This is a genomic window from Rhodococcus sp. 05-2254-2 (assembly GCF_002259095.1).
Classification (GTDB): domain Bacteria; phylum Actinomycetota; class Actinomycetes; order Mycobacteriales; family Mycobacteriaceae; genus Rhodococcoides.
Genome location: NZ_NOZJ01000009.1, coordinates 107,660 through 128,740 on the forward strand (window position 1 = coordinate 107,660; position 21,081 = coordinate 128,740).

Consider the following 21,081-nt stretch of genomic DNA (forward strand, 5'->3'; position numbering starts at 1 on the left):
ATACATGCGCAAGCCAGACACCGCTGGATCAGACCGAAACCGTCCCCGAACTGGGCATATCGCGGCAAAGCAGACTCCGAGGGTTACTTCACCTCACGTACACGTATTGTTTGCCCCAGAATCCCGTCTTCACCAGAACCGGGTACCACCGTCCGCGACCCCCGACCGAGTGGTCGATACACAGCCGGGAAGTCACCTCTCCTCCATGCACGTACCCCACAGCAGCTCCGATACTTCGGCTTCGGTTGTTCCGGCTCAGGGGGACACCGCTCTTTCGCCCAGCGGACCGCAGCGGCCACCGCAGCGGCACGACCTCGACGGGCTGCGCGGCGTGGCCATCGCGCTCGTTGTCGTATTCCACATCTGGATGGGTCGGGTGTCGGGAGGCGTCGATGTATTTCTCACCCTGTCCGGCTTCTTCTTCACCGCATCTCTGCTGAGATCGGCCGAGGCCGGGGCGAGCCTGAATCCGTTCACCCGGATCACTCGGGTGCTGCGCAGGCTCGGGCCTCCCCTGCTGATCACGCTGGCCGCGGTTGCCGTCGCATCGGTATTCCTGCTGCCGCGCACTCGCTGGGCCGACCTGGGCGATCAACTCGTATCCGGCGTCTTCTACTACGTGAACTGGCAGCTGGCGACGACGGCGAACGACTACCTTGCGGCCGACCCCTCGGTGAGCCCTCTTCAGCACCTGTGGTCGGTGGCCGTCCAGTTCCAGTTCTATCTACTGGCCATCGCTGTCGTGTTCGGTCTCGCGTGGATACGACGCACCGTGCGTCCCGACGGACCACGAAGCTTTCGACCGCTGACGTTCGCGGTGATATTCGCCGTCATCGCGGTGGTCTCCTTCGTGTACGCAGCGGACGGTGTGCGACGCCACCAGGCGTGGAACTACTACGACACCGGTGCCCGGCTGTGGGAAATCATGCTCGGAGCCGCAGTCGCCGCCGTGTTCGCCGCACGCAGCGGCGAGCCGTCCACCGAGCCGTCCTCCGATGACACCCGAACGCGGTCGCAGCTACGCGGGGCCCTTGCCGGTATCGGAATAGCGATCATCGTCGCGTGCGGCTTTCTCGTGGACGGTGTATCGGCGTTTCCCGGTCCCCTGGCCCTGATTCCGGTGCTGGCCACCCTCGCGTTGATCGTCGCGGGCTCCGAGACCGCAGTGGCGGCCACGCTCTCCAACCGGTTCTTCGCCTGGCTCGGATCCATCGCGTTTCCGCTGTACCTGTGGCACTGGCCGCTGCTGATCTTCTACCTGTCGGCCACCGGCCGACCTCACGCCGACGTTCTCGGCGGTCTCGGCATCGTCGGAGCCTCGGTTGCATTGGCATGGCTCACCGTCCGCCTCGTCGAGCGACCCACGCAGTCGCCGACATTCACGCCGGCACGCATCGCGGTGACTGCGACTGCGGCGATCGCTGCCGTCACGGTGACGGCAGGGTCGATCGGATGGAACTTCCACATCGACCGGTCGATCAACGCCGTGCAAGCCGACGGATCGGTCGACGAGCAGACTCACCCCGGAGCGCTCGAACTGACCGACGGGATTCGCGTGGAGCCGGCCGACGTCAGTCCCCCGCTGTACTCCGCCCCCGAGGATCTGCCGGCCACCACCCTCGAGGGCTGCATCGCGGACTTCGAGACGCGCGACGCGGTCTCGTGTACCTACGGCGACGTCGACTCGGACCGGACGATCGTGCTTGCAGGCAGCTCGCACGCCGAACACTGGGTGACCGCCCTCGACACGCTCGGTCTCCGGCACGGCTTCGCGGTCGTCACGTTCTTGAAGATGGGCTGCCCGCTGAGCACGGACACGATGCCGATGCTCGGCCCCAACGAATACCCCGACTGCCTGGACTGGACACAGACCGTGCTGGCCGAGGTGGCCGAGATGCAACCCGACTACCTGTTCACCACCGCCACCCGGCCCAGGGAGGACGCGCCCGGCGACTTCACACCGCCCTGGTACGCCTCGGTGTGGCAGCAACTGACCGCGAACGGCGTCGGAATTCTGGGCATCCGAGACACCCCGTGGCTCGCGTATCGGGCCATCGACTGCCTCGCCGACGGCGGCACGGCCGCCTCCTGCGGTATCCCGAGGGACGAGGCGCTGGACCCCGTCAACCCGGCCCTGGCCTCCTCGTTCCAGCTGCCCGGGTTCTCTGCTCTCGACCTGTCCGATGCGGTGTGCGACGACACCGTGTGCCGCGCCGAGCAGGGGAACGTTCTGATCTACCGTGACGAACACCATCTGACCGCCACCTACGTGCGAACGCTCACCACCGAGCTGGGCCGACAGATCGGATCGGCCACCGGCTGGTGGGCCGGACCGTGATCGGAGTCGGTCCAAGGCCAGGGGCATGCGGCTCGCGCTCGGTAAGCCCGGGCCCAGCCGCCACAGTAGGGTTGATCCATGCTGCACGAAGCCTCCGACGACACGCCTGCCATCGCAGTATGGCCGGGATCCGCTTATCCGCTCGGCGCGACCTACGACGGAGCAGGAACCAATTTCGCATTGTTCTCCGAGGCCGCTGAGGCCGTGGATCTGTGCCTGATCGCCGCTGACGGAACCGAGACCCGCATCCGTTTCGAGGAGTCCGACGGCTACGTCTGGCACGCGTATCTGCCCACGGTGGAACCGGGTCAGCGCTACGGCTACCGCGTGCACGGCCCGTGGGATCCAGCGGCCGGGCACCGCTGCGATCCGAGCAAGCTGCTCGTCGATCCGTACGGCAAGGCGTTCGAGGGATCGTTCGACGGCGACCGATCGCTGTTCTCGTACAACATGGATGCGCCGGCTCCCGAACCCGAGGCCGCGGTACCGACCGACGACGAATCCGCGGATTCACTCGACTCCGAGGCACCGTTCGAGGACACCACCGATCTCACCGATCCCGACGACGAGATCATCGAGGACGCTCCCCTCGCGCACGACGACGCGCCGAACAACGACTTCCCCCAGCACGATTCGCTCGGACACACGATGACCACCGTCGTCATCAACCCTTTCTTCGACTGGCAGGCCGATCGCGCCCCCAAGCGCCCGTACCACGAGACGGTGATCTACGAGGCCCACGTCAAGGGCATGACGATCAACCATCCCGACATCCCCGAAGCCGAGCGCGGCACCTACGCGGGCCTGGCGCATCCGGTGATCATCGACCACCTCAACCACCTCGGTGTCACGGCCATCGAGCTCATGCCGGTGCACCAGTTCATGCAGGATCAGGTTCTGCTGGACAAAGGGCTGCGAAACTACTGGGGCTACAACACGTTCGGCTTCCTGGCCCCGCACGCGGAGTACTCCTCACACAAGTCCCCCGGTGCCGCCGTCACCGAGTTCAAGGCCATGGTTCGTTCGTTCCACGCCGCAGGCATCGAAGTGATCCTCGACGTGGTCTACAACCACACCGCCGAGGGCAACCACATGGGCCCGACCATCAGCTTCCGCGGGATCGACAACGCCGCGTACTACCGGCTCGTCGACGGCGACCTCGAGCACTACATGGACTACACCGGAACCGGCAACAGCCTCAATGCGCGACACCCGCACACGCTGCAGCTCATCATGGACTCACTGCGCTACTGGGTCACCGAGATGCACGTGGACGGATTCCGATTCGACCTCGCGTCCACCCTGGCGCGCGAACTGCACGACGTCGATCGCCTGAGCGCGTTCTTCGATCTGGTGCAACAGGATCCGGTCGTCAGCCAGGTGAAGCTGATCGCCGAGCCCTGGGACGTGGGCGAAGGCGGCTACCAGGTCGGCAACTTCCCCGGCCTGTGGACGGAGTGGAACGGCAAGTACCGCGACACCGTCCGCGACTACTGGCGGGGTGAGCCTGCCACGCTGGGCGAGTTCGCGTCGAGGCTGACCGGATCCTCGGATCTGTACGAGGCCACCGGCCGTCGCCCCGGTGCCAGCATCAACTTCGTCATCGCGCACGACGGGTTCACGCTCAACGATCTGGTGTCGTACAACGACAAGCACAACGACGCCAACGGTGAGGACAACAACGACGGCGAGAGCCACAACCGCTCGTGGAACTGCGGTGTGGAAGGCCCGACGGACGATCCGGAGATCCTGGACCTGCGTGCCCGCCAGATCCGCAACATCATGGCGACGTTGCTGCTCAGCCAGGGCACGCCCATGATCGCCCACGGCGACGAGATGGCGCGTACTCAGCAGGGCAACAACAATGTCTACTGCCAGGACTCCGAACTCGCCTGGATGGACTGGTCGTTGGCCGAGAAGAACGCCGAACTGATCGAGTTCACCCGCAACGCCATCTCGCTGCGCGCAGAGCATCCGGTGTTCCGGCGTCGACGATTCTTCGAGGGCCGCCCCATTCGCACCGGCGAGCAGGCCCGAGACATCGCCTGGCTCACTCCGGCGGGCGAGGAGATGACCCCGGAGGACTGGGACAGCGGTTTCGGCAAGTCGCTGACGGTCTTCCTCAACGGTGACGGAATCCCGGAACCGAACCAGCGCGGCGAGCGCGTCGTCGACGACTCGTTCCTGTTGTGCTTCAACGCACATCACGAGACCATCGAGTTCGTGACCCCGGACGGGAACTACGCCAAGGAATGGACTGTGGCGCTGAACACCGCGTCGCGAACCGGGACAAGTGAGAAATCGATCGAAGCGGGTACACCCGTGGAAGTCACCGCTCGTTCCCTGCTCGTTCTACGAAAGACTGCCTGACATATGCCGCTGCCCACCAGTACATACCGGTTACAACTGCGGGGCGATGCCTTCACCCTGGCCGACGCCTCCGACGTGGTCGACTACCTCCACGACCTCGGGGTCACCCACCTGTATCTGTCGCCCATCCTGACTGCGACCGAGGGCTCGACCCACGGCTACGACGTCACCGACACCGCCACGGTCTCGGCCGCACTGGGTGGCCGGGAAGCGTTGACGCAGTTGCATTCTCGCGCGGCAGAGCTGGGCATGGGGATCATCGTCGACATCGTCCCCAACCACGTCGGAGTGGAGGACCCGCGGCAGAACGCATGGTGGTGGGACGTGCTGCGACGCGGCCGTGACTCCGACTACGCGACGTACTTCGACATCGACTTCGGAGCCGACAACGGCGTCGACGGCAAGATCGCCATTCCGGTTCTCGGTAGCGCGAGCGACGTCGGCGAACTGACCGTCGACCGCTCCGAGGACCAGCCTCTGCTCGCGTTCTACGAGCACCGCTTCCCCATCGCCGACGGCACGGACAGCGGCGACGCGCAGGCCGTACACGATCGTCAGGCGTACCGACTGGTGAGCTGGTCCGATGGACTGATCGGGTACCGACGGTTCTTCTCGGTGAACGGCCTGGCAGGAATTCGGCAGGAAGACCTCGACGTCTTCACCGACTCCCATCGCCAGGTGGCCAGTTGGATCGAGGACGGTCTGATCGACGGACTTCGCGTCGACCATCCCGACGGCCTGGCCGACCCGGCCGGCTACCTCACCGAACTACGCGGGCTCCTCGGCCCCGACCGGTGGCTGGTCATCGAGAAGATTCTGGCCGACGGCGAACCGCTGGACGAATCGCTCCCCGTCGACGGCACGACCGGATACGACGCTCTGGCCGCGGTCGGCGGAGTCTTCGTCGATCCCGAGGGCGTGCACGCGCTCACCGCACTTTCTCAGGTGCGCTCGGGCATCGCCTACGACAGCGAGACGCTGCACGAGACGGAACTCGACCTCAAGACCGGTGTCGCCCGCGGGGATCTGTCCCCGGAGGTGCGACGCCTCGCCCGGGCGGTCGTACGGGAGTCCGGCACCACCGTCGAACTCGAGTCCGTCATCGACGCGATCGTCGCTGTCGTCGCGGCCGTCCCCGTGTACAGGACCGACTATGCACCGCTGGCCCGCGTACTGCCCGGCGTGATCGCGGACATCGACGAGGAGCAGCCCGAATTGGCAGCCGGCCTCGGTGCGTTGACGACAGCTCTCATCGGCGGTGCCGAATCGCCGGTGCGATTCGATCAGGTGTGCGGTGCCGTCACCGCCAAGGGCGTCGAGGACTGCCTGTTCTACCGCGCCAACCGGCTCATCTCGTTGCAGGAGGTCGGCGGCGATCCCAGCCGATTCGGTTGCAGCACAGAGTTCTTCCATCTCACCAATGCGGACCGCGCGAAGCGATGGCCGGCGGCGATGACGACGCTGTCGACTCACGACACCAAGCGAGGCGAGGACGTGCGAGCGCGCATCGGCGTGCTGTCGCAGACTCCCGAGCTGTGGGCCCGATGCATCACGGACTGGGAAGAACTGACCCCGAGTCCCGACGGCACCACCGGAATGTTCTTGTGGCAGAACCTGTTCGGAGTTTGGCCGGCGGACGGCGTGGTCACCTCCTCGTTGCGTGAACGCGTCCATGCCTACGCGGAGAAGGCGATTCGCGAGGCCGCCCTTCGCACCACGTGGACCGATCCGGACGAGGAATTCGAGTCCGCGGTACACAGCTGGCTGGATGCGATCTTCGACGGTGCCGTCGCCCGTTCGATGTCGATGCTCGTCGAGAAGCTCGCTCCGCACGGCCATTCCGACGCTCTGGGCCAGAAGCTGTTGAATCTGGCCGGACCCGGCATCCCCGATGTGTACCAGGGCACCGAGCTGTGGGAGGACTCGCTCGTCGACCCCGACAACCGCAGGCCCGTCGACTACTCGGTTCGTCGATCGATGCTCGCCGCGTCGAACCCCGCTGCGCTCTCGGTCGATACGGGTGCCGCCAAGCTCGCCGTCGTTCGCTCCGCCCTGCACGTGCGACGCGAGCGACCCGCGAGTTTCGTCGGCGGAACCTACGCACCCATCGTCGCGGACGGATCCGCAGCCGAGCACCTCGTCGGGTTCGCACGTGGCCCACTGCCCGGCAACGCCGACGTGGTGGCACTGGCCACCCGGCTCTCCCTCGGTTTGGCCGAGCAGGGGTGGGGCGAGACGACCGTGACCCTGCCCGACGGTCGCTGGCGCGATCGGCTCACCGACGTCGAACACACCGGCACCGTGTCGGTGGCCGAGGTGTTCGCCTCGCTCCCGGTCGCACTTCTGGTGCGCGACAACGAAGGAACGGTGACACAGTGACGTCTCCCGCAGTGACATCACCGGCAGTGACATCGGCAGCAGCAACTCGTCGGTTCCAGGTCTGGGCACCGACCCCCGAGACGGTCCGGCTCCAACTCGACGACACGGTGCATCCGATGCAGCGCTCCTCGAACGGGTGGTGGCACGCGGATGTCGAGTGCAGCCCGACGAGTCGTTACGGCTTCCTGCTCGACGACGCAGACAAGGCCCTCCCGGATCCGCGGTCGCCGCGGCAGCCCGACGGAGTCCACGAGCTGTCCCAGGTCTTCGACGTCGATCCGACGCTGTGGACCGACGCGGCCTGGACCGGCCGGCAGCTGCCCGGCTCGTCGATCTACGAACTGCATATCGGCACGTTCACCGACGAGGGCACGTTCGATGCGGCCATCACCAAGCTCGATCATCTCGTCGATCTCGGCGTGACGTTCATCGAGATCATGCCGGTCAACGGGTTCAACGGCGTGCACAACTGGGGCTACGACGGTGTTCTCTGGTACACCGTGCACGAGGCGTACGGCGGCCCGGAAGGCTTGCAGCGCTTGGTCGATGCGTGCCACGGCCACGGCATCGGCGTCGTTCTGGACGTGGTCTACAACCACCTCGGCCCGTCCGGCAACTACCTCGACCGCTTCGGCCCGTACATGACCGAGGGTGCCAACAGTTGGGGCCAGGCGATCAACTACGCCGAGGCCGACTCGGGCGAGGTGCGGCGCTACGCCCTCGACAACGCGCTGCGATGGTTCTCCGAGTTCCACATCGACGCGCTGCGACTCGACGCGGTGCACGCGATCGTCGACCACACTGCGATACACCTCCTCGAACAGCTCTCGATCGAAACGCGAAGCCTCTCCTCTCATCTGGGTCGGCCACTGACCCTGATCGCCGAGAGCGATCTCAACGATCCGATGCTGATCACTGCTCGATCGGGTGGCGGTTACGGACTCGACGCCCAGTGGGACGACGACATCCACCACGCGATCCATGCCGCGGTCTCCGGTGAGCGGCAGGGTTACTACGGTGATTTCGGTTCACTGCAGGGGCTTGCGAACACGCTGCGGCAGGGCTTCTTTCACGCCGGAACGTACTCGAGTTTCCGCGGTCGCGTCCACGGTCGCCCACTGGACACCCGGCGTATCCCGGCCAGTTCCCTGGTGACCTACACGACCACACACGATCAGGTGGGCAACCGTGCGATCGGCGACCGACCGGGCTTCTACCTCTCCCCCGGCCAGCTCGCGATCAAGGCCGCCCTGGTGCTGACCTCCCCCTACACTCCGATGCTGTTCATGGGCGAGGAATGGGGAGCGTCTACGCCGTTCCAGTTCTTCACCTCGCACCCCGAGCCCGAGCTGGGCAAGGCCACCGCAGAGGGGCGCAAGGCGGAGTTCGCCGAGCACGGTTGGGACAAGAGCGATATCCCCGATCCGCAGGATCCCGAGACGTTCACGCGGTCGAAGCTGAACTGGTCGGAGTTGGGCGACGGCGATCATGGGCGACTGTTGGCCGTCTACCGCGATCTGTTGCGGCTGCGTCGTGACCGTACCGAACTGACCGATCCGTGGCTCGACCACGTGAAGGTGGAGTACGACGAGGACGCGCAATGGATCGTCGTACGCCGAGGCCGCATCAGCGTGGTGTGCAACCTGTCCGAATCCGCGGTGACGGTGCCGGTCGGCGGCTCCGCACTGCTCGAGTGGGAGCCGACGACCTCGGACGAGACCGGCTCTGCCACCACGGTTCCCGGTCACTCCGTCGTCGTGCTGGAGTCCTGACGCTCACGTAGATTGACCAGGACGAACACGGCGGTGATCGCCAGCACCACCGCGGTGGCGACGGCCGCGACATGCATGCCCGACACGAACGCAGCATGCGCGGAATCGAGCAGAACCGTCGCCACCGAGTCCGGCAACTCACGAGCCACCGCATCCGCGCCGCCGAGTGTCTCCCCTGCCCTGGCTCCGAGTTCGGGGGTCAATTGGGTGACGTCGATTCCGCGGCGGAAGATGGCCATGACCACGGTGCCGAGTACGGCGACACCCAACGCGATACCCAGCTCGTATGCGGTCTCCGACACCGCCGAGGCCGCTCCCGCTCGTTCGGGTTCGACGGAGCTGACGACCAACTCGGAGGTCAGCGTGAGCGCCACACCGACCCCGGCTCCCACCAGGACGAATCCTGCGATGAACAACGCCGGTCCGCTGTCGGTCGCGAGTCCGACCAGGATGCCTGCGCCCGCGGCGGCGACGATCATCGCGACGCCGAGAACCGTTCCCGCGCTGAAGTATCGAACCAGGACCGCGACCAGCAGTGAGGTGACGATACTGGCGGCGGTGCCGGGCAGCAGCAACAATCCGGCTTCGAGTGGGCTGTTGCCGAGCACGAGCTGCAGGTACTGCGAGCCGAAGAACAACACCCCGGCGAGGGCGAACACCGACAGGAAGTTCGTGGCCACGCCCGTCGAGAACGCCCGGTTGGCGAACAGTCGTAGGTCGATCATCGGGGCGGCAAGCGTCCGCTGACGACGGACGAACACGTACCCGGCGATGACGCCGACCACCGCGGAGAGCAGGTAGACCACGTCGAATCCATGTGCCGCAGTCTCTTTCACCGCGAACACCACGGGGACGATGGCAAGCATCGACAGTGCCGAGCTCGTCAGGTCGAAGCGCCCCGGGTTCGGATCCTTGGACTCGGGGATGACCAGGGGCCCGAGCGCGATCAGCACGATCATCACGGGGATGTTGATGAGGAACACAGATCCCCACCAGTAATGCTCGAGCAGCCAGCCGCCCACGAGCGGGCCTGCGGCGGCACCGCCGCCTGCCATCGCGCCCCACACGCCGATCGCGGCGACGCGTTGACGCGGGTTCAGGAAGATGGTCCTGATCAGGCCGAGAGTCGCGGGCATCAGAGTTGCGCCGGAGATGCCCTGCAGCACCCGGGCGGCGATGAGCATCTCGGCGCTGGTCGACACCGCGGCGACGAGCGAGGCGAGGCCGAAGCCCGCTGCTCCGATCAGCAGCAGTCGACGACGACCGATTCGGTCGCCGAGCGTGCCCATGGTGATGAGCAGGCCGGCAAGGACGAACGAGTAGACGTCGATGATCCACAGCAGCTGATTGCTGGTGGGTGCCAGATCCGCGCTGACGAACGGCAGGGCCAGATCGAGGACGGTGCCGTCCACAGCGATGAGCAGCACCGCGAAGGCAAGCACCACCAACCCGAGCCAATCTCGGGGGCCGGCCCGATGCTCGGACGCTCCGTCGACCTCGTGCACCGAACCGGTGCGCACGTCACTCACCACGATCTCCTACGTTCTGCGCTCGACGACCGGGTAGGTGGCCGAAGCGACGACAGGCACCGACCGTCCAGCCGGTACAGTGATCGAGAGTACCGCGAACCGTCCAGCCGGTAAAGTGAGTTTCATGTCATCGGACACCCGCGACCGAATACTCGACGCACTCGAATCGATGCTGATCGAACACGGCATGACCAAGGTGACCCTCGACAGTGTCGCCGCCGCCGCAGGCGTCTCCAAGGGCGGCTTGCTCTATCACTTCAAGACCAAGGACGCCCTGGTTGCCGCCATGGTGAGGCGACTCGGTGCCCAGGCCGATCAGCAGCGCGCCGACGCCGCAGCGGGGGGCACCTCGGTGTCCGAGTGGTATCTGCAACCACCCGACTCCATCTCCGAGAAGGAGATCGCTCTGTATCGATCGACCCTGGCCGCGTTGCGCAGCGTCGACGGTAATTCCGGCGAGGTGCAGGACGCCGTCACGGAGATGATGCGATTGTGGGACGAGGGGCTACGCGCCGAAATCGACGACCCCGTTCAGGCCGAGATCATCCGACTCGTCGGCGACGGCATCTACCTCGGAGCCCTCCTCGATCTCCCGGGCGTGGACCCCGAACTGCACCGACAGGTGGTCGATCGCCTCCTCGGCCGGTAACGCCGCAGGTAGGTGCGGTGGGCCGACTCAGGTCAGGTAGCGGTACACCGGAGAGCCCGGCTCCAGCTGCTCGACGTGCAGGTGCGAATTCCGCATACGTTCGAGCAGCGGGCTCAATCCGGTCGCCGACCCGAGTTCGACGCCCACCAGAGCCGCACCGGTCTCGCGGTTGTTGCGCTTGACGTACTCGAACAACGTGATGTCGTCCTCGGGGCCGAGCACCTCGTCGAGGAATCGGCGCAGCGCCCCGGGTTCCTGCGGGAAATCGACCAGGAAGTAGTGCTTGAGCCCCAGGTGGACCAGAGAGCGCTCGAGGATTTCGCCGTAACGGGAGACGTCGTTGTTACCACCCGAGACCAGGCACACGACGGTACTGCCGGGGGCGATGTCGAGGTGCTCGAGCGCAGCCACCGCGAGTGCGCCCGCGGGCTCGGCGATGACGCCCTCGTTCTGGTACAGCGCCAGCATCGCCGTGCAGGTCGCGCCCTCGTCGATCTGCGTGATCAGGAACGCGCCCGGGCCCGCACTTTCGAACACCGGCGCAGTGAGCAGCGGCAACGAGGCATGCGAGACCACACTCGCTCCCAGCGACCGCAGCGCGGCGTACGGCACGTCTCCGATGCGGCGGACGGCAGCTCCGTCGACGAACGGATCGATGTCGGCGAGTGTCACCGGACCACCGGCGATCAGTGCGGCGGTCATCGACGCGGCTCCGGACGGCTCGACGCCGACCAGTGAGGTCTGCGGTGCTCGCTCACGCAGGTAGCTCGAGATGCCCGCGATGCATCCGCCGCCGCCGACCGGCATCACGACGACATCCGGCGCGCCGCCGAGCTGGTCGACGATCTCGGCGGCGATGGTGCCCTGGCCGGCCACGGTTCGGGGGTCGTCGAACGGCGGCACCATCGTGGCACCGGTACGAGCGACATCCTCGGCAGCCGCGGCAGCCGCCGCGTCGAACGTGTCGCCGATGACGATGAGATCGACGAATTCCCCTCCGTGCACCCGGATGCGGTCACGCTTCTGCTTGGGGGTGTTGGCCGGGACGTAGATCCTCCCCCGCACCTGCATCGTGCGGCACGCGAATGCGACGCCCTGTGCGTGGTTCCCGGCGCTCGCCGTCACCACGCCCACGGCGCGCTCGGCATCCGTCAGCTGATCCATCAGGTTGTATGCGCCGCGAATCTTGTACGACCGCACGATCTGCAGGTCCTCGCGCTTGAGGTAGACCTTTGCGCCCGTCTCCGCAGACAGCCGCTCGCACAACTGCAGGGGTGTCGCGGCCACCACCGAAGAAATTCGCACCGCAGCGGCATCGATGTCGGCAGCGGTGACGGCTACCGACGATGAGTGCTGGGAGGCGAGTTCAGGGGATGAAGACACCAGGACATGCTGCCACCAGCGTGGAACGGTTGCCCATCCGGGACCGTTCCACGACCGGTGCAGACACTCCTCAGGCGCGCGAGAGAACCAGAACCGGTATCTCGCGGTCGGTCTTCTTCTGGTACTCGGCGTAGTCGGGGTACGCGGCAACCGAGCGTTCCCACCACACGGCCTTCTCGTCGCCGGTCACTTCACGTGCGATGTAGTCGTGCTTCTCGGGACCGTCCTGTAGCTCGACCAGTGGCTCGGCCTTGACGTTGTGGTACCAGACGGGGTGTTTCGGCGCGCCGCCGAGGGAGGCGACGATGGCGTACTCGCCGTCGTGTTCGACCCTCATCAACGGCGACTTGCGAAGCTTGCCGCTCTTGTTGCCCTTCGTGGTCAGCAGCACGACCGGCATACCGTTCATCATCGTGCCTTCGGTTCCGCCGGAGTTCTCGTACAGCTCGGCCTGCTCGCGGGCCCAGTCGGATGAACTCGGTTCGTATTCTCCTGTCAATGGCATGGCGTTCAGTCAACACCCACCGACGTTGCGACGCCAGGAGATCGGCAACAATGCCAGGCCGGAGCCCAAGTTCGGTGGACCGAATCTTTTGTTGGGTATAGTCTGAACTTCGCGCAGCGGAGACCCGAATCTGCCGGTGGCACCAGAGGAGAACGCGATGACCTACACGAGCACCCAGGTGACCCGTCGACCCGCTCCTACCCTGCGCACCGCGGACGTGGCAGGCATCGCATGGCCGGTCTACAAGCTCGAAGCCCTCGCACTCGGACTTCTCGTGTTCGCCGCGACCCTCGTCATCGCCGGCTCGCTGCAGGCAGCCGTGCTGGCCGGCGCAGCGGTTGCCGTAGTCGCCTGGTGGACGCTGCGGCTGACCGAGTTGGGTTCGACCGGGCCGGCCTCAGCCCGTCAGGCAGCCCGGCCCCAGTAGCGCCTTCAGGTCGCCCATCAACGCCGAGGTCGGCGTCACCCTCAGGCTGTCGTCCAGCTTCATCGTGGTGATCTTGTCGCCGCTGACCAACCGCAGATGGACGTCCGAGGTCCCTGGGTGACTGATCAACACCCGCTTGAGCGCGCCGACCTTGTCGGCGGTGCACAGTCGCGTCGGTAGACTCACCGCGAGCGGCTTGTCGATACCGATGGCCGAAAGATCGGGCACCGCAAGGTCGTTCGCGATCAAGGAAACCCGGTCGTCACGCACCGAAACCCGACCCTTGACCAGCACCACCGAATCCTCGGTGACATCGGCACCGAACACCGAGTACGCCTGCGGGAAGAACAGCACCTCGATACCACCGGCCAGGTCCTCGAGCTGAGCCGACGCCCACGTCAGACCGTTCTTGTTGATCCGACGGTTCACCGAGGCCAGAATGCCGCCCACAGTCACCTGGGTGCCGTCCTTGATGTCACCCTCGAGGATGGTCGGGATGTTGCAGTCGGACTTCGCCGCCAACATGTGCTCGACGCCCAGGAGCGGGTGGCCCGAGACGTAGAGACCGAGCATCTCGCGCTCGAGGGCGAGCCGATGCTTGGATTCCCACTCCTCGTCCGGCACTCGGACGTTGAACACCGCGGAGATGGACTCGTCGGCGTCCTCCCCGCCGAACAGGTCGAACTGGCCGATCGCCTCGGCCTTCTTGGTACCCATCACCGCGTCGATCGCATCGGCGTGAATGAGCATCAGACCTTTGCGCGGATGATCGAGCGAGTCGAAAGCACCTGCCTTGATGAGAGATTCGGTGACCTTCTTGCTGCACGCGACCGCGTCGATCTTGCCTAGATAGTCGGAGAAGTCGGTGTACTTCGACTTCTCCGATCGCGCCCTGATGATCGACGCGACCACATTGGTACCGACGTTGCGGACAGCGCCGAGACCGAACCGGATGTCCTTGCCCACCGACGCGAAGTTGAGTTCGGACTCGTTGACGTCCGGCGGCAACACCGTGATTCCGAGCTTGCGGCAATCGGCCAGATAGATCGCAGCCTTGTCCTTGTCGTCGCCGACACTGGTGAGCAGGCCGGCCATGTACTCGGCCGGGTAGTTGGCCTTGAGGTACGCCGTCCAGTACGACACCAGGCCGTAGCCCGCGGAGTGAGACTTGTTGAACGCGTAGCCCGCGAAGGGCAGCACGGTGTCCCACAGCGCCTTGATGGCCGCCTCGGAGAAGTCGTTGTCCAACATGCCCTGCCGGAACCCGGCGTACGCCTTCTCGAGCTCGGAGAGCTTCTTCTTACCCATGGCACGACGCAGCAGGTCAGCTTGGCCCAGGGTGTAGCCGGCCACCTTCTGCGCGAGCTGCATGATCTGCTCCTGGTAGACCACCAGGCCGTACGTCTCGCCGAGAATCACCTTGAGCGGCTCTTCGAGCTCCGGGTGAATCGGCTTGACCTCTTGCCTACCGTTCTTGCGGTCGGCGTAATCGTTGTGCGAGTTCATGCCCATCGGACCGGGCCGGTACAGCGCCAGGACGGCGACGATGTCCTCGAAACCGGTGGGCTGCATGCGCCGGAGCAGATCGCGCATGGCACTGCCGTCGAGCTGGAAGACGCCGAGAGTGTCTCCGCGAGAGAGCAAGTCGAAGGTCGCCGGGTCGTCGAGCGGGAGAGCGTCGAGGTCGATGTCGATGCCGCGGTTGGCCTTGATGTTGTCGATGGCGTCACCGATGACGGTGAGGTTTCGCAAGCCCAGGAAATCCATCTTGAGCAGGCCGATGGCCTCGCACGACGGATAGTCCCAGCCGGTGATGATCGCGCCGTCCTGCGCGCGCTTCCACACCGGAATCGCGTCGGTGAGCGGCTCGGAGGACATGATGACCGCGCAAGCGTGCACGCCTGCGTTGCGAATCAGGCCCTCGAGTCCCTTGGCCGTCTTGTAGATGGTCGCGACGTCGGGGTTGGAGTCGATCAGCGCTCGAACCTCGACGGCTTCCTTGTAGCGCTCGTGCGACGGATCGGTGATGCCCGCCACCGAAATGTCCTTGGCCATGATGGGCGGCGGCAGCGCCTTGGTGATCTGATCGGCGATACCGAAACCGGGCTGGCCGAACTGCACTCGGGCCGAGTCCTTGATCGCGGCCTTGGTCTTGATGGTGCCGAATGTGATCACCTGGGCGACGCGATCGCTGCCCCACTTCTCAGTGGCGTAGCGGACCATCTCACCGCGGCGACGATCGTCGAAGTCGATATCGATATCGGGCATCGACACACGCTCGGGGTTGAGGAATCGCTCGAAGAGCAGACCGTGCGGCAGTGGGTCGATGTTGGTGATGCCCATGGCGTACGCGACCAACGATCCGGCGGCGGAACCTCGGCCCGGCCCGACGCGGATGCCGACGGCTTTGGCGTGGTTGATCAGGTCGCCGACCACGAGGAAGTAGGCCGGGAAGCCCATCTCGAGGATGACCTTGATCTCGTACTCGGCGCGTGCCAGGTAGTCCTCGGCCGGGCCGTCGGGGAACCGTCGCTCGAGTCCGGTCATGACCTCGTGGCGCAACCAGGTGCCCTGGGTGTGGCCCTCGGGCACGGGGAAGATCGGCATGCGGTCGCGGTGCGCCCACACCTCGTCGTACGGCTGCACTCGCTCAGCGATGAGCAGGGTGCTGTCGCAGGCACCGGGCACCTGATCGTCCCAGAGCTCGCGCATCTCGGCGGCGGACTTGAGGTAGTAGCCGTCACCGTCGAACTTGAAGCGAGTGGGATCGCTGAGCGTCTTACCGGTCTGGATGCACAGCAGCGCCTCGTGGTTCTCGGCGGCATCCTTGGTGACGTAGTGGCAGTCGTTGGTGGCCAGCGGCGGAATCGAGAGCTTCTTGCCGATGTCGAGCAGGCCTTCGCGGACACGCCGCTCGATGGACAGGCCGTGATCCATCAGTTCGAGGAAGAAGTTCTCCGGACCCCAGATCTCGCGCCATTTGGCAGCGGCCTCCAGCGCCTCACGATCCTGGCCGAGTCGCAACCGAGTCTGCACCTCACCCGACGGGCAGCCGGTGGTGGCGATGATGCCCTCGGCGTGCTGGGCGATGATCTCCTCGTCCATCCGGGCCCACTTGCCCAGCTGACCCTCGATGGAGGCGAGCGAGGACAGCTTGAACAGGTTGCGGACTCCGGTCGCGTTCTCGGCGACCATCGTCATGTGCGTGTACGCACCGCTACCGGAGACGTCGTCGGACTTCTGGCTGCGGTCGCCCCACAGCACACGCTTCTTGTTGAATCGGGACTCGGGCGCGATGTAGGCCTCGATGCCGATGATCGGCTTGATCCCGGCCTTCTTTGCCTCGTTGTAGAACTCGCTGGCCCCGTACATGTTGCCGTGGTCGGTCATGCCGACTGCCGTCATCTCCAACCGTGCTGCCTCGGCGAACATCGCGCCGATCTTGGCGGCACCGTCGAGCATCGAATATTCGGTGTGGTTGTGCAGATGAACGAACGAATCGGCCACGAAGGTTCTCTCCTGAAGGTCGTGCGTCGGCGTGAATACGAGCCGCGAACGTACTCACTGTAAGCGGTCGAACCGACAGAATTTTCACGCTGCCGGTGTGTCCTGGGAGGACGTGACAGGTGTGACGGATGCGACGAGAAATCGCCTCATCGGGTCGGCACGGGACCGTCGTCCGGGAGCGGACCGACGACGTCGACGTGCTCCGGCAGGAGCGGCTCGACTGCGAACTTGCCGGACACCGCATCCGGCGGAAGCGCCTGCACCGCTCGCACATCGGCGCGGCCGGCCAGCTCGCTCAACTCGGCTGGGGTCGCGCGCACCACCAACGTCACCACACACGCACACCCGTCGAGCAGACGTTGCTGCGAGACTGCGGCGATCTGCGCCTGCCGGTCCCCCGCCCCGAACGATTCGGTCGCCAGGCTCGCTGCCCGCGCGGTCGAATTCAGTACCGAGCGTTCGCTGCCCGGCACGCCGACGGTCAGTATCGGGGTCTGCACACGATCGAGCGGAACACGCAAAAGCACCTGCGAGATACGAATCCCGTCGGCGACGGCATAGGCCTGTTGGGCGGTGAGTTCGCGATCGAACGAAACCGATCCCCACCGAGGTTCGGTGTTGTCGCTGCGCAGGCTCGCCTCGGCGCGGGCCAGGTAATCGATCACCTGCTCGCCGCTGTCCGGGCCGAGCCGGTCGGTGCCCACACCCAGCTGTCGTACCGGGTTGAGGTGCCCGATCACCGCGAGCGCCACGAACACGAGTGCAGCGGTGACGACACCGCCCAGCACTCCCCTGGTGCGCATCACGCCTTCCGAAGCACCTCGAGTGCGTGCTCGAGGTCGGCCGGATACTTGCTCTCGATCTCGACCCAGCGGCCGTCGGACGGATGCGCGAAGCCGAGCGACCGCGCATGCAGCCACTGCCGCTCCAGGCCCAACCGTTCGGCCAGCCGCGGATCGGCACCGTAGGTCAGATCGCCGCAGCACGGATGACGCAGAGCCGAGAAGTGCACCCGAATCTGGTGCGTGCGACCGGTTTCCAGGTGCACGTCCAGCAGGCTCGCGGCCTGGAACGCCTCGACCGTGTCGTAGTGGGTGACGCTGGGCTTGCCGTCGGCACGGACGGCGAACTTCCAGTCGTTGCTGCCGTGTCGACCGATCGGGGCATCGATCGTTCCACTGCTCGGATCCGGATGCCCCTGCACCAGTGCGTGGTAGCGCTTGTCGATCGTGCGCGCCTTGAACGCCCGCTTGAGCACGGTGTACGCCCGCTCGGACGTGGCGACCACCATGACCCCGGACGTGCCGACGTCGAGGCGGTGCACGATGCCCTGACGCTCGTGCGCACCGGAGGTCGAAATTCGGAAACCGGCGGCCGCGAGACCGCCGATGACGGTGGGTCCGGTCCAGCCGACGCTGGCATGCGCGGCGACCCCGACGGGCTTGTCCACGGCCACGATGTCGTCGTCGGCGTAGAGGATGTCCATCCCCTCGACCGGCTCCGCCTCGATCGTCAACTCACGGGCCGGCTCGGGCAGCGTCACTTCGAGCCACGACCCAGCGGCCAACCGATCGGACTTGCCGACGGCACCGGCATCGACCAGAACCGAGCCCTCCTCGGCCAGCGCCGCGGCGACGGTACGCGAGAGCCCGAGCAACCGAGCGAGACCGGCGTCCACCCTCATTCCGTCCAGACCGTCGGGCACCGGCATCGAGCGCGATTCCCTCACTTGTCGGCCTCGGCTGCGGCATCGGAGTTCGCCTTGGTCACCCGTTCACCGTTCGGCTCGAACCCGAACAGGCTCAGGACGACGAGGAGGATCGCACCACAGACGATGGACGAATCGGCAACGTTGAACACCGGCCACCAGCCCACCGACACGAAGTCGACGACGTGTCCCTGGAACGGACCCGGGGCACGGAAGAATCGGTCGATCAGGTTGCCGAGCGCGCCGCCGAGAACCAGACCCAATCCCAGTGCCCACCACGGCGATCGCAGCGTCCGACCGATCTTGATCACTCCGATGACGACCGCGACTGCCACGACCGTGAGCAACCAGGTCATGCCGGTGGCCATCGAGAACGCCGCACCGGGATTACGCACCAGCCGCAACGTCACGACGTCTCCGACGATCGAAATCGGGTTGCCGGGCTTGACGTAGTGCACCACCACGATCTTGGTCACGAGGTCGAACAGCAGAATCACGGCCGCGATCGCGACCAGCAACCGCGTCTTGAGCGGCTTCGGAACTCGACTCGCGGCGCTGTCGGTATCGGTCACCTGCGAGTCCGCGGTCTCGTTCGGTGCCGGAACACTACTCGTCTCGGCTGGCGGATCGTCGGCGCGGTCTTCACTCACCTGTCCATCATGGCGTATGGACGGCGGCGGGTCCTCATCCGTGCCGCGCACCACCGGTCGCCACGGGCGGTGTCAGTAGCCTGGTGGCCGTGAAGTCGACCGATCGTTTCCGCACCGTCCGCTCCGGCACCGTCCGCTCCGGTTTCCTCGCTGCCTGCTGTGCACTGGTTCTCGTCGCCGGATGTTCGAGCGCCGACACCGACACCGATCCCGCTCCCGAGCAGGCGGCGTCCTCGAACGAGGTGACGATCGCCGTGACGCCGACGACCACCACCGTGGTCGACCCCGGCACCGAGCCGCGACGCGTACTGGCCTTCGAAACCTCCGACGCGAACGAGCAGAACGTGGACCTCACCACCACCTCCACCGTCTCGCAGCAGATCAGCGACGGGGCTCCACAGGACTTCTCCAGCCCCGAACTGACCGTGCCCCTGTCCGCATCGACGTCCGATACCGTCCCGGACGACGACGCCTCAACCGGCGCTACCCGGTCCGTCGAGCTGACCATCGGAGCTGCGACGTCGCCCGACGAGGGCCTGACCGACGCACTCTCCGCATCCGAGGGCTCGTCGGCACGGCTGGCGACCACCGACTCGGGAGCGATCACCGCACTGCACATCACCCCCGCCGACGCCGCGCTCGACACCGCCCGCGCGGCGATCGAACGCTCGTTGAACGCCGCGGTGTACCGCTCCGTCGACTTCCCCGAAGCAGAGGTGGGAGTGGGCGCGACATGGACCGTCGATCAACAGGTACTGAGCGGCATCACGTTGAACCAGCGCACCACGGTCACGCTGCGCGCACTCGACGGTGACCGAGCGACCCTGGACGTCGCGATCACCCAGACGCCCGAATCGACCACCTGGAACCTGCCCGACGACGCAGGGACGCTCAATATCGAGACGTACACGTTCACCGGCTCGGGAACGCTCGAGATCGATCTGACCCGACCACTTCCCGTCGGCGGATCGATCACCGCAGGTGGCGAGCAGATGTACACCGACCCCGAAAGCACAACCGTGCTGCGTCAGACCGTCGGAGATTCGATCACCTGGGCCGCCCGATGACCGGGCGGACCGCGACGCAGCTGCTGGCGGCGCTGTCTGTCCTCGGCGTCGCCGCGTCCGGGTGCAGCGCAGACGAGCCGGCCCCGACCCCTGCACCCGCGCCCAGCTCCGTCCCCGCACCCGATCCCTTGCTCGGTGCCCCCATCACCGACTCCGGCGTCCTCGCCGCAGCGATGTTGGGTCTCGGCGACCTCCCGGACGGCTTCTCCTCGATTCCCGACCCCGTTCAGGATCTCGGTCTCGATCCGGCTCCCGAGTACGACTCCCCCGACGAGTCCGGTACCGATCCTGCCGAGTGCGCTGCGGTACTGGCACCGATCTCGGAGCAGCGGGGCGGTGCGGCGTCGAACGCAGTCGTCCGCTTCTCGGGACCGAACTTCTCCTCGATCGACGAGGACGCGGCGAGTTACCCCGATACGGGCACGGCCGAGGCCTTCACGGCGATCCAGCAGGCGTGGGTGGGGTGCACGACGTTCAGCGGCACGGATGCGGACGGGGTGAGCGTCGACTACGCGTTGGCGGGCCGGGAGCAGTCGACGGTCGGTGACGCGTCGGCCTCGGTACGCCTGACCACCAGCAGTGAAGGGTTCACCTTGGTCTCCGATGTGGTGGTGGCCGTGGTCGACTCGACCGTCGTCCAGATCGTCGTCTCGGATCAGGCCGGCCTGGAACCGGAGACCGTCACCGCTGTCGCCGAGGCTGCCGTCGAACGCATTCGATCGGTGACACCGAGCATGTGAATCGAGCCGGGCCCACGAAAAACTGCCGGTGACACGTCCCCGAGGGGACATGTCACC

Annotated in this window: 15 protein-coding genes; 8 read left to right on the top strand and 7 right to left on the bottom strand. The window is 66.1% G+C overall.

The window, feature by feature from the left end:
* Nucleotides 1-205 precede the first annotated feature (205 nt).
* The 4 genes from CH283_RS15160 (at nucleotide 206) to treZ (ending at nucleotide 8,859) form a co-directional block, all read left to right on the top strand.
* Nucleotides 206-2,338, top strand: a complete 2,133-nt coding sequence (locus CH283_RS15160; protein ID WP_094640113.1) for an acyltransferase family protein — start codon at nucleotides 206-208, stop codon at nucleotides 2,336-2,338.
* A 78-nt stretch (nucleotides 2,339-2,416) separates the two neighbouring features.
* Nucleotides 2,417-4,708: a glycogen debranching protein GlgX gene (gene glgX, locus CH283_RS15165; protein WP_094640114.1), complete on the top strand. Its 2,292-nt coding sequence runs from the start codon at nucleotides 2,417-2,419 to the stop codon at nucleotides 4,706-4,708.
* 3 nt (nucleotides 4,709-4,711) lie between these two features.
* Complete coding sequence (gene treY / locus CH283_RS15170; RefSeq protein WP_094640115.1) at nucleotides 4,712-7,087, top strand: malto-oligosyltrehalose synthase; 2,376 nt, start codon at nucleotides 4,712-4,714, stop codon at nucleotides 7,085-7,087.
* 26 nt (nucleotides 7,088-7,113) lie between these two features.
* Nucleotides 7,114-8,859, top strand: a complete 1,746-nt coding sequence (gene treZ, locus CH283_RS15175; protein ID WP_094640392.1) for a malto-oligosyltrehalose trehalohydrolase — start codon at nucleotides 7,114-7,116, stop codon at nucleotides 8,857-8,859.
* On the opposite strand, the gene CH283_RS15180 is transcribed toward treZ, so the two are convergent.
* The gene (locus CH283_RS15180) at nucleotides 8,832-10,388 is read right to left on the bottom strand and encodes an MFS transporter (RefSeq protein WP_373454823.1); all 1,557 of its coding nucleotides are present in this window, start codon (nucleotides 10,386-10,388) and stop codon (nucleotides 8,832-8,834) included. The genes treZ and CH283_RS15180 overlap by 28 nt on opposite strands.
* A gap of 124 nt (nucleotides 10,389-10,512) precedes the next feature.
* Here CH283_RS15180 and CH283_RS15185 point away from each other — a divergent pair, with 124 nt between their 5' ends.
* The gene (locus CH283_RS15185; RefSeq protein WP_068051915.1) at nucleotides 10,513-11,037 is read left to right on the top strand and encodes a TetR/AcrR family transcriptional regulator; all 525 of its coding nucleotides are present in this window, start codon (nucleotides 10,513-10,515) and stop codon (nucleotides 11,035-11,037) included.
* Between the two features lie 27 nt (nucleotides 11,038-11,064).
* Here CH283_RS15185 and ilvA read toward each other — a convergent pair whose 3' ends face one another.
* Nucleotides 11,065-12,420, bottom strand: a complete 1,356-nt coding sequence (gene ilvA / locus CH283_RS15190) for a threonine ammonia-lyase IlvA (protein ID WP_094640116.1) — start codon at nucleotides 12,418-12,420, stop codon at nucleotides 11,065-11,067.
* Nucleotides 12,421-12,490: 70 nt separating this feature from the next.
* The gene (locus CH283_RS15195) at nucleotides 12,491-12,925 is read right to left on the bottom strand and encodes a nitroreductase family deazaflavin-dependent oxidoreductase (protein ID WP_068051906.1); all 435 of its coding nucleotides are present in this window, start codon (nucleotides 12,923-12,925) and stop codon (nucleotides 12,491-12,493) included.
* Nucleotides 12,926-13,082: 157 nt separating this feature from the next.
* Here CH283_RS15195 and CH283_RS15200 point away from each other — a divergent pair, with 157 nt between their 5' ends.
* On the top strand, nucleotides 13,083-13,352 hold the full coding sequence (locus CH283_RS15200; protein WP_094640117.1) for a hypothetical protein: 270 nt from the start codon (nucleotides 13,083-13,085) through the stop codon (nucleotides 13,350-13,352).
* On the opposite strand, the gene dnaE is transcribed toward CH283_RS15200, so the two are convergent.
* From dnaE to lspA, 4 genes are all read right to left on the bottom strand, one after another.
* Nucleotides 13,323-16,859 (bottom strand): DNA polymerase III subunit alpha, encoded by a 3,537-nt coding sequence (gene dnaE / locus CH283_RS15205; RefSeq protein ID WP_094640118.1) that lies wholly within the window; start codon nucleotides 16,857-16,859, stop codon nucleotides 13,323-13,325. The two genes, CH283_RS15200 and dnaE, sit on opposite strands and share 30 nt — an antisense overlap.
* Nucleotides 16,860-17,005: 146 nt before the next feature.
* The gene (locus tag CH283_RS15210; RefSeq protein ID WP_068051922.1) at nucleotides 17,006-17,662 is read right to left on the bottom strand and encodes a hypothetical protein; all 657 of its coding nucleotides are present in this window, start codon (nucleotides 17,660-17,662) and stop codon (nucleotides 17,006-17,008) included.
* Nucleotides 17,662-18,588 carry an RluA family pseudouridine synthase gene (locus tag CH283_RS15215; protein WP_094640119.1) on the bottom strand — a complete coding sequence of 309 codons (927 nt, stop codon included), beginning with the start codon at nucleotides 18,586-18,588 and terminating at the stop codon, nucleotides 17,662-17,664. Before CH283_RS15215 ends, CH283_RS15210 begins: the two co-directional genes overlap by 1 nt.
* A complete protein-coding gene (gene lspA, locus CH283_RS15220; RefSeq protein ID WP_068051928.1) occupies nucleotides 18,585-19,217 on the bottom strand; it encodes a signal peptidase II in 633 nt (210 codons plus the stop codon). Before lspA ends, CH283_RS15215 begins: the two co-directional genes overlap by 4 nt.
* Before the next feature lie 89 nt (nucleotides 19,218-19,306).
* Here lspA and CH283_RS15225 point away from each other — a divergent pair, with 89 nt between their 5' ends.
* Nucleotides 19,307-20,284, top strand: coding sequence for a hypothetical protein (locus CH283_RS15225; protein WP_255183229.1), 978 nt, complete (start codon nucleotides 19,307-19,309; stop codon nucleotides 20,282-20,284).
* Nucleotides 20,281-21,024, top strand: coding sequence for a hypothetical protein (locus tag CH283_RS15230; protein WP_068051932.1), 744 nt, complete (start codon nucleotides 20,281-20,283; stop codon nucleotides 21,022-21,024). The genes CH283_RS15225 and CH283_RS15230 overlap by 4 nt, the downstream gene beginning before the upstream one ends.
* Nucleotides 21,025-21,081: the final 57 nt, after the last annotated feature.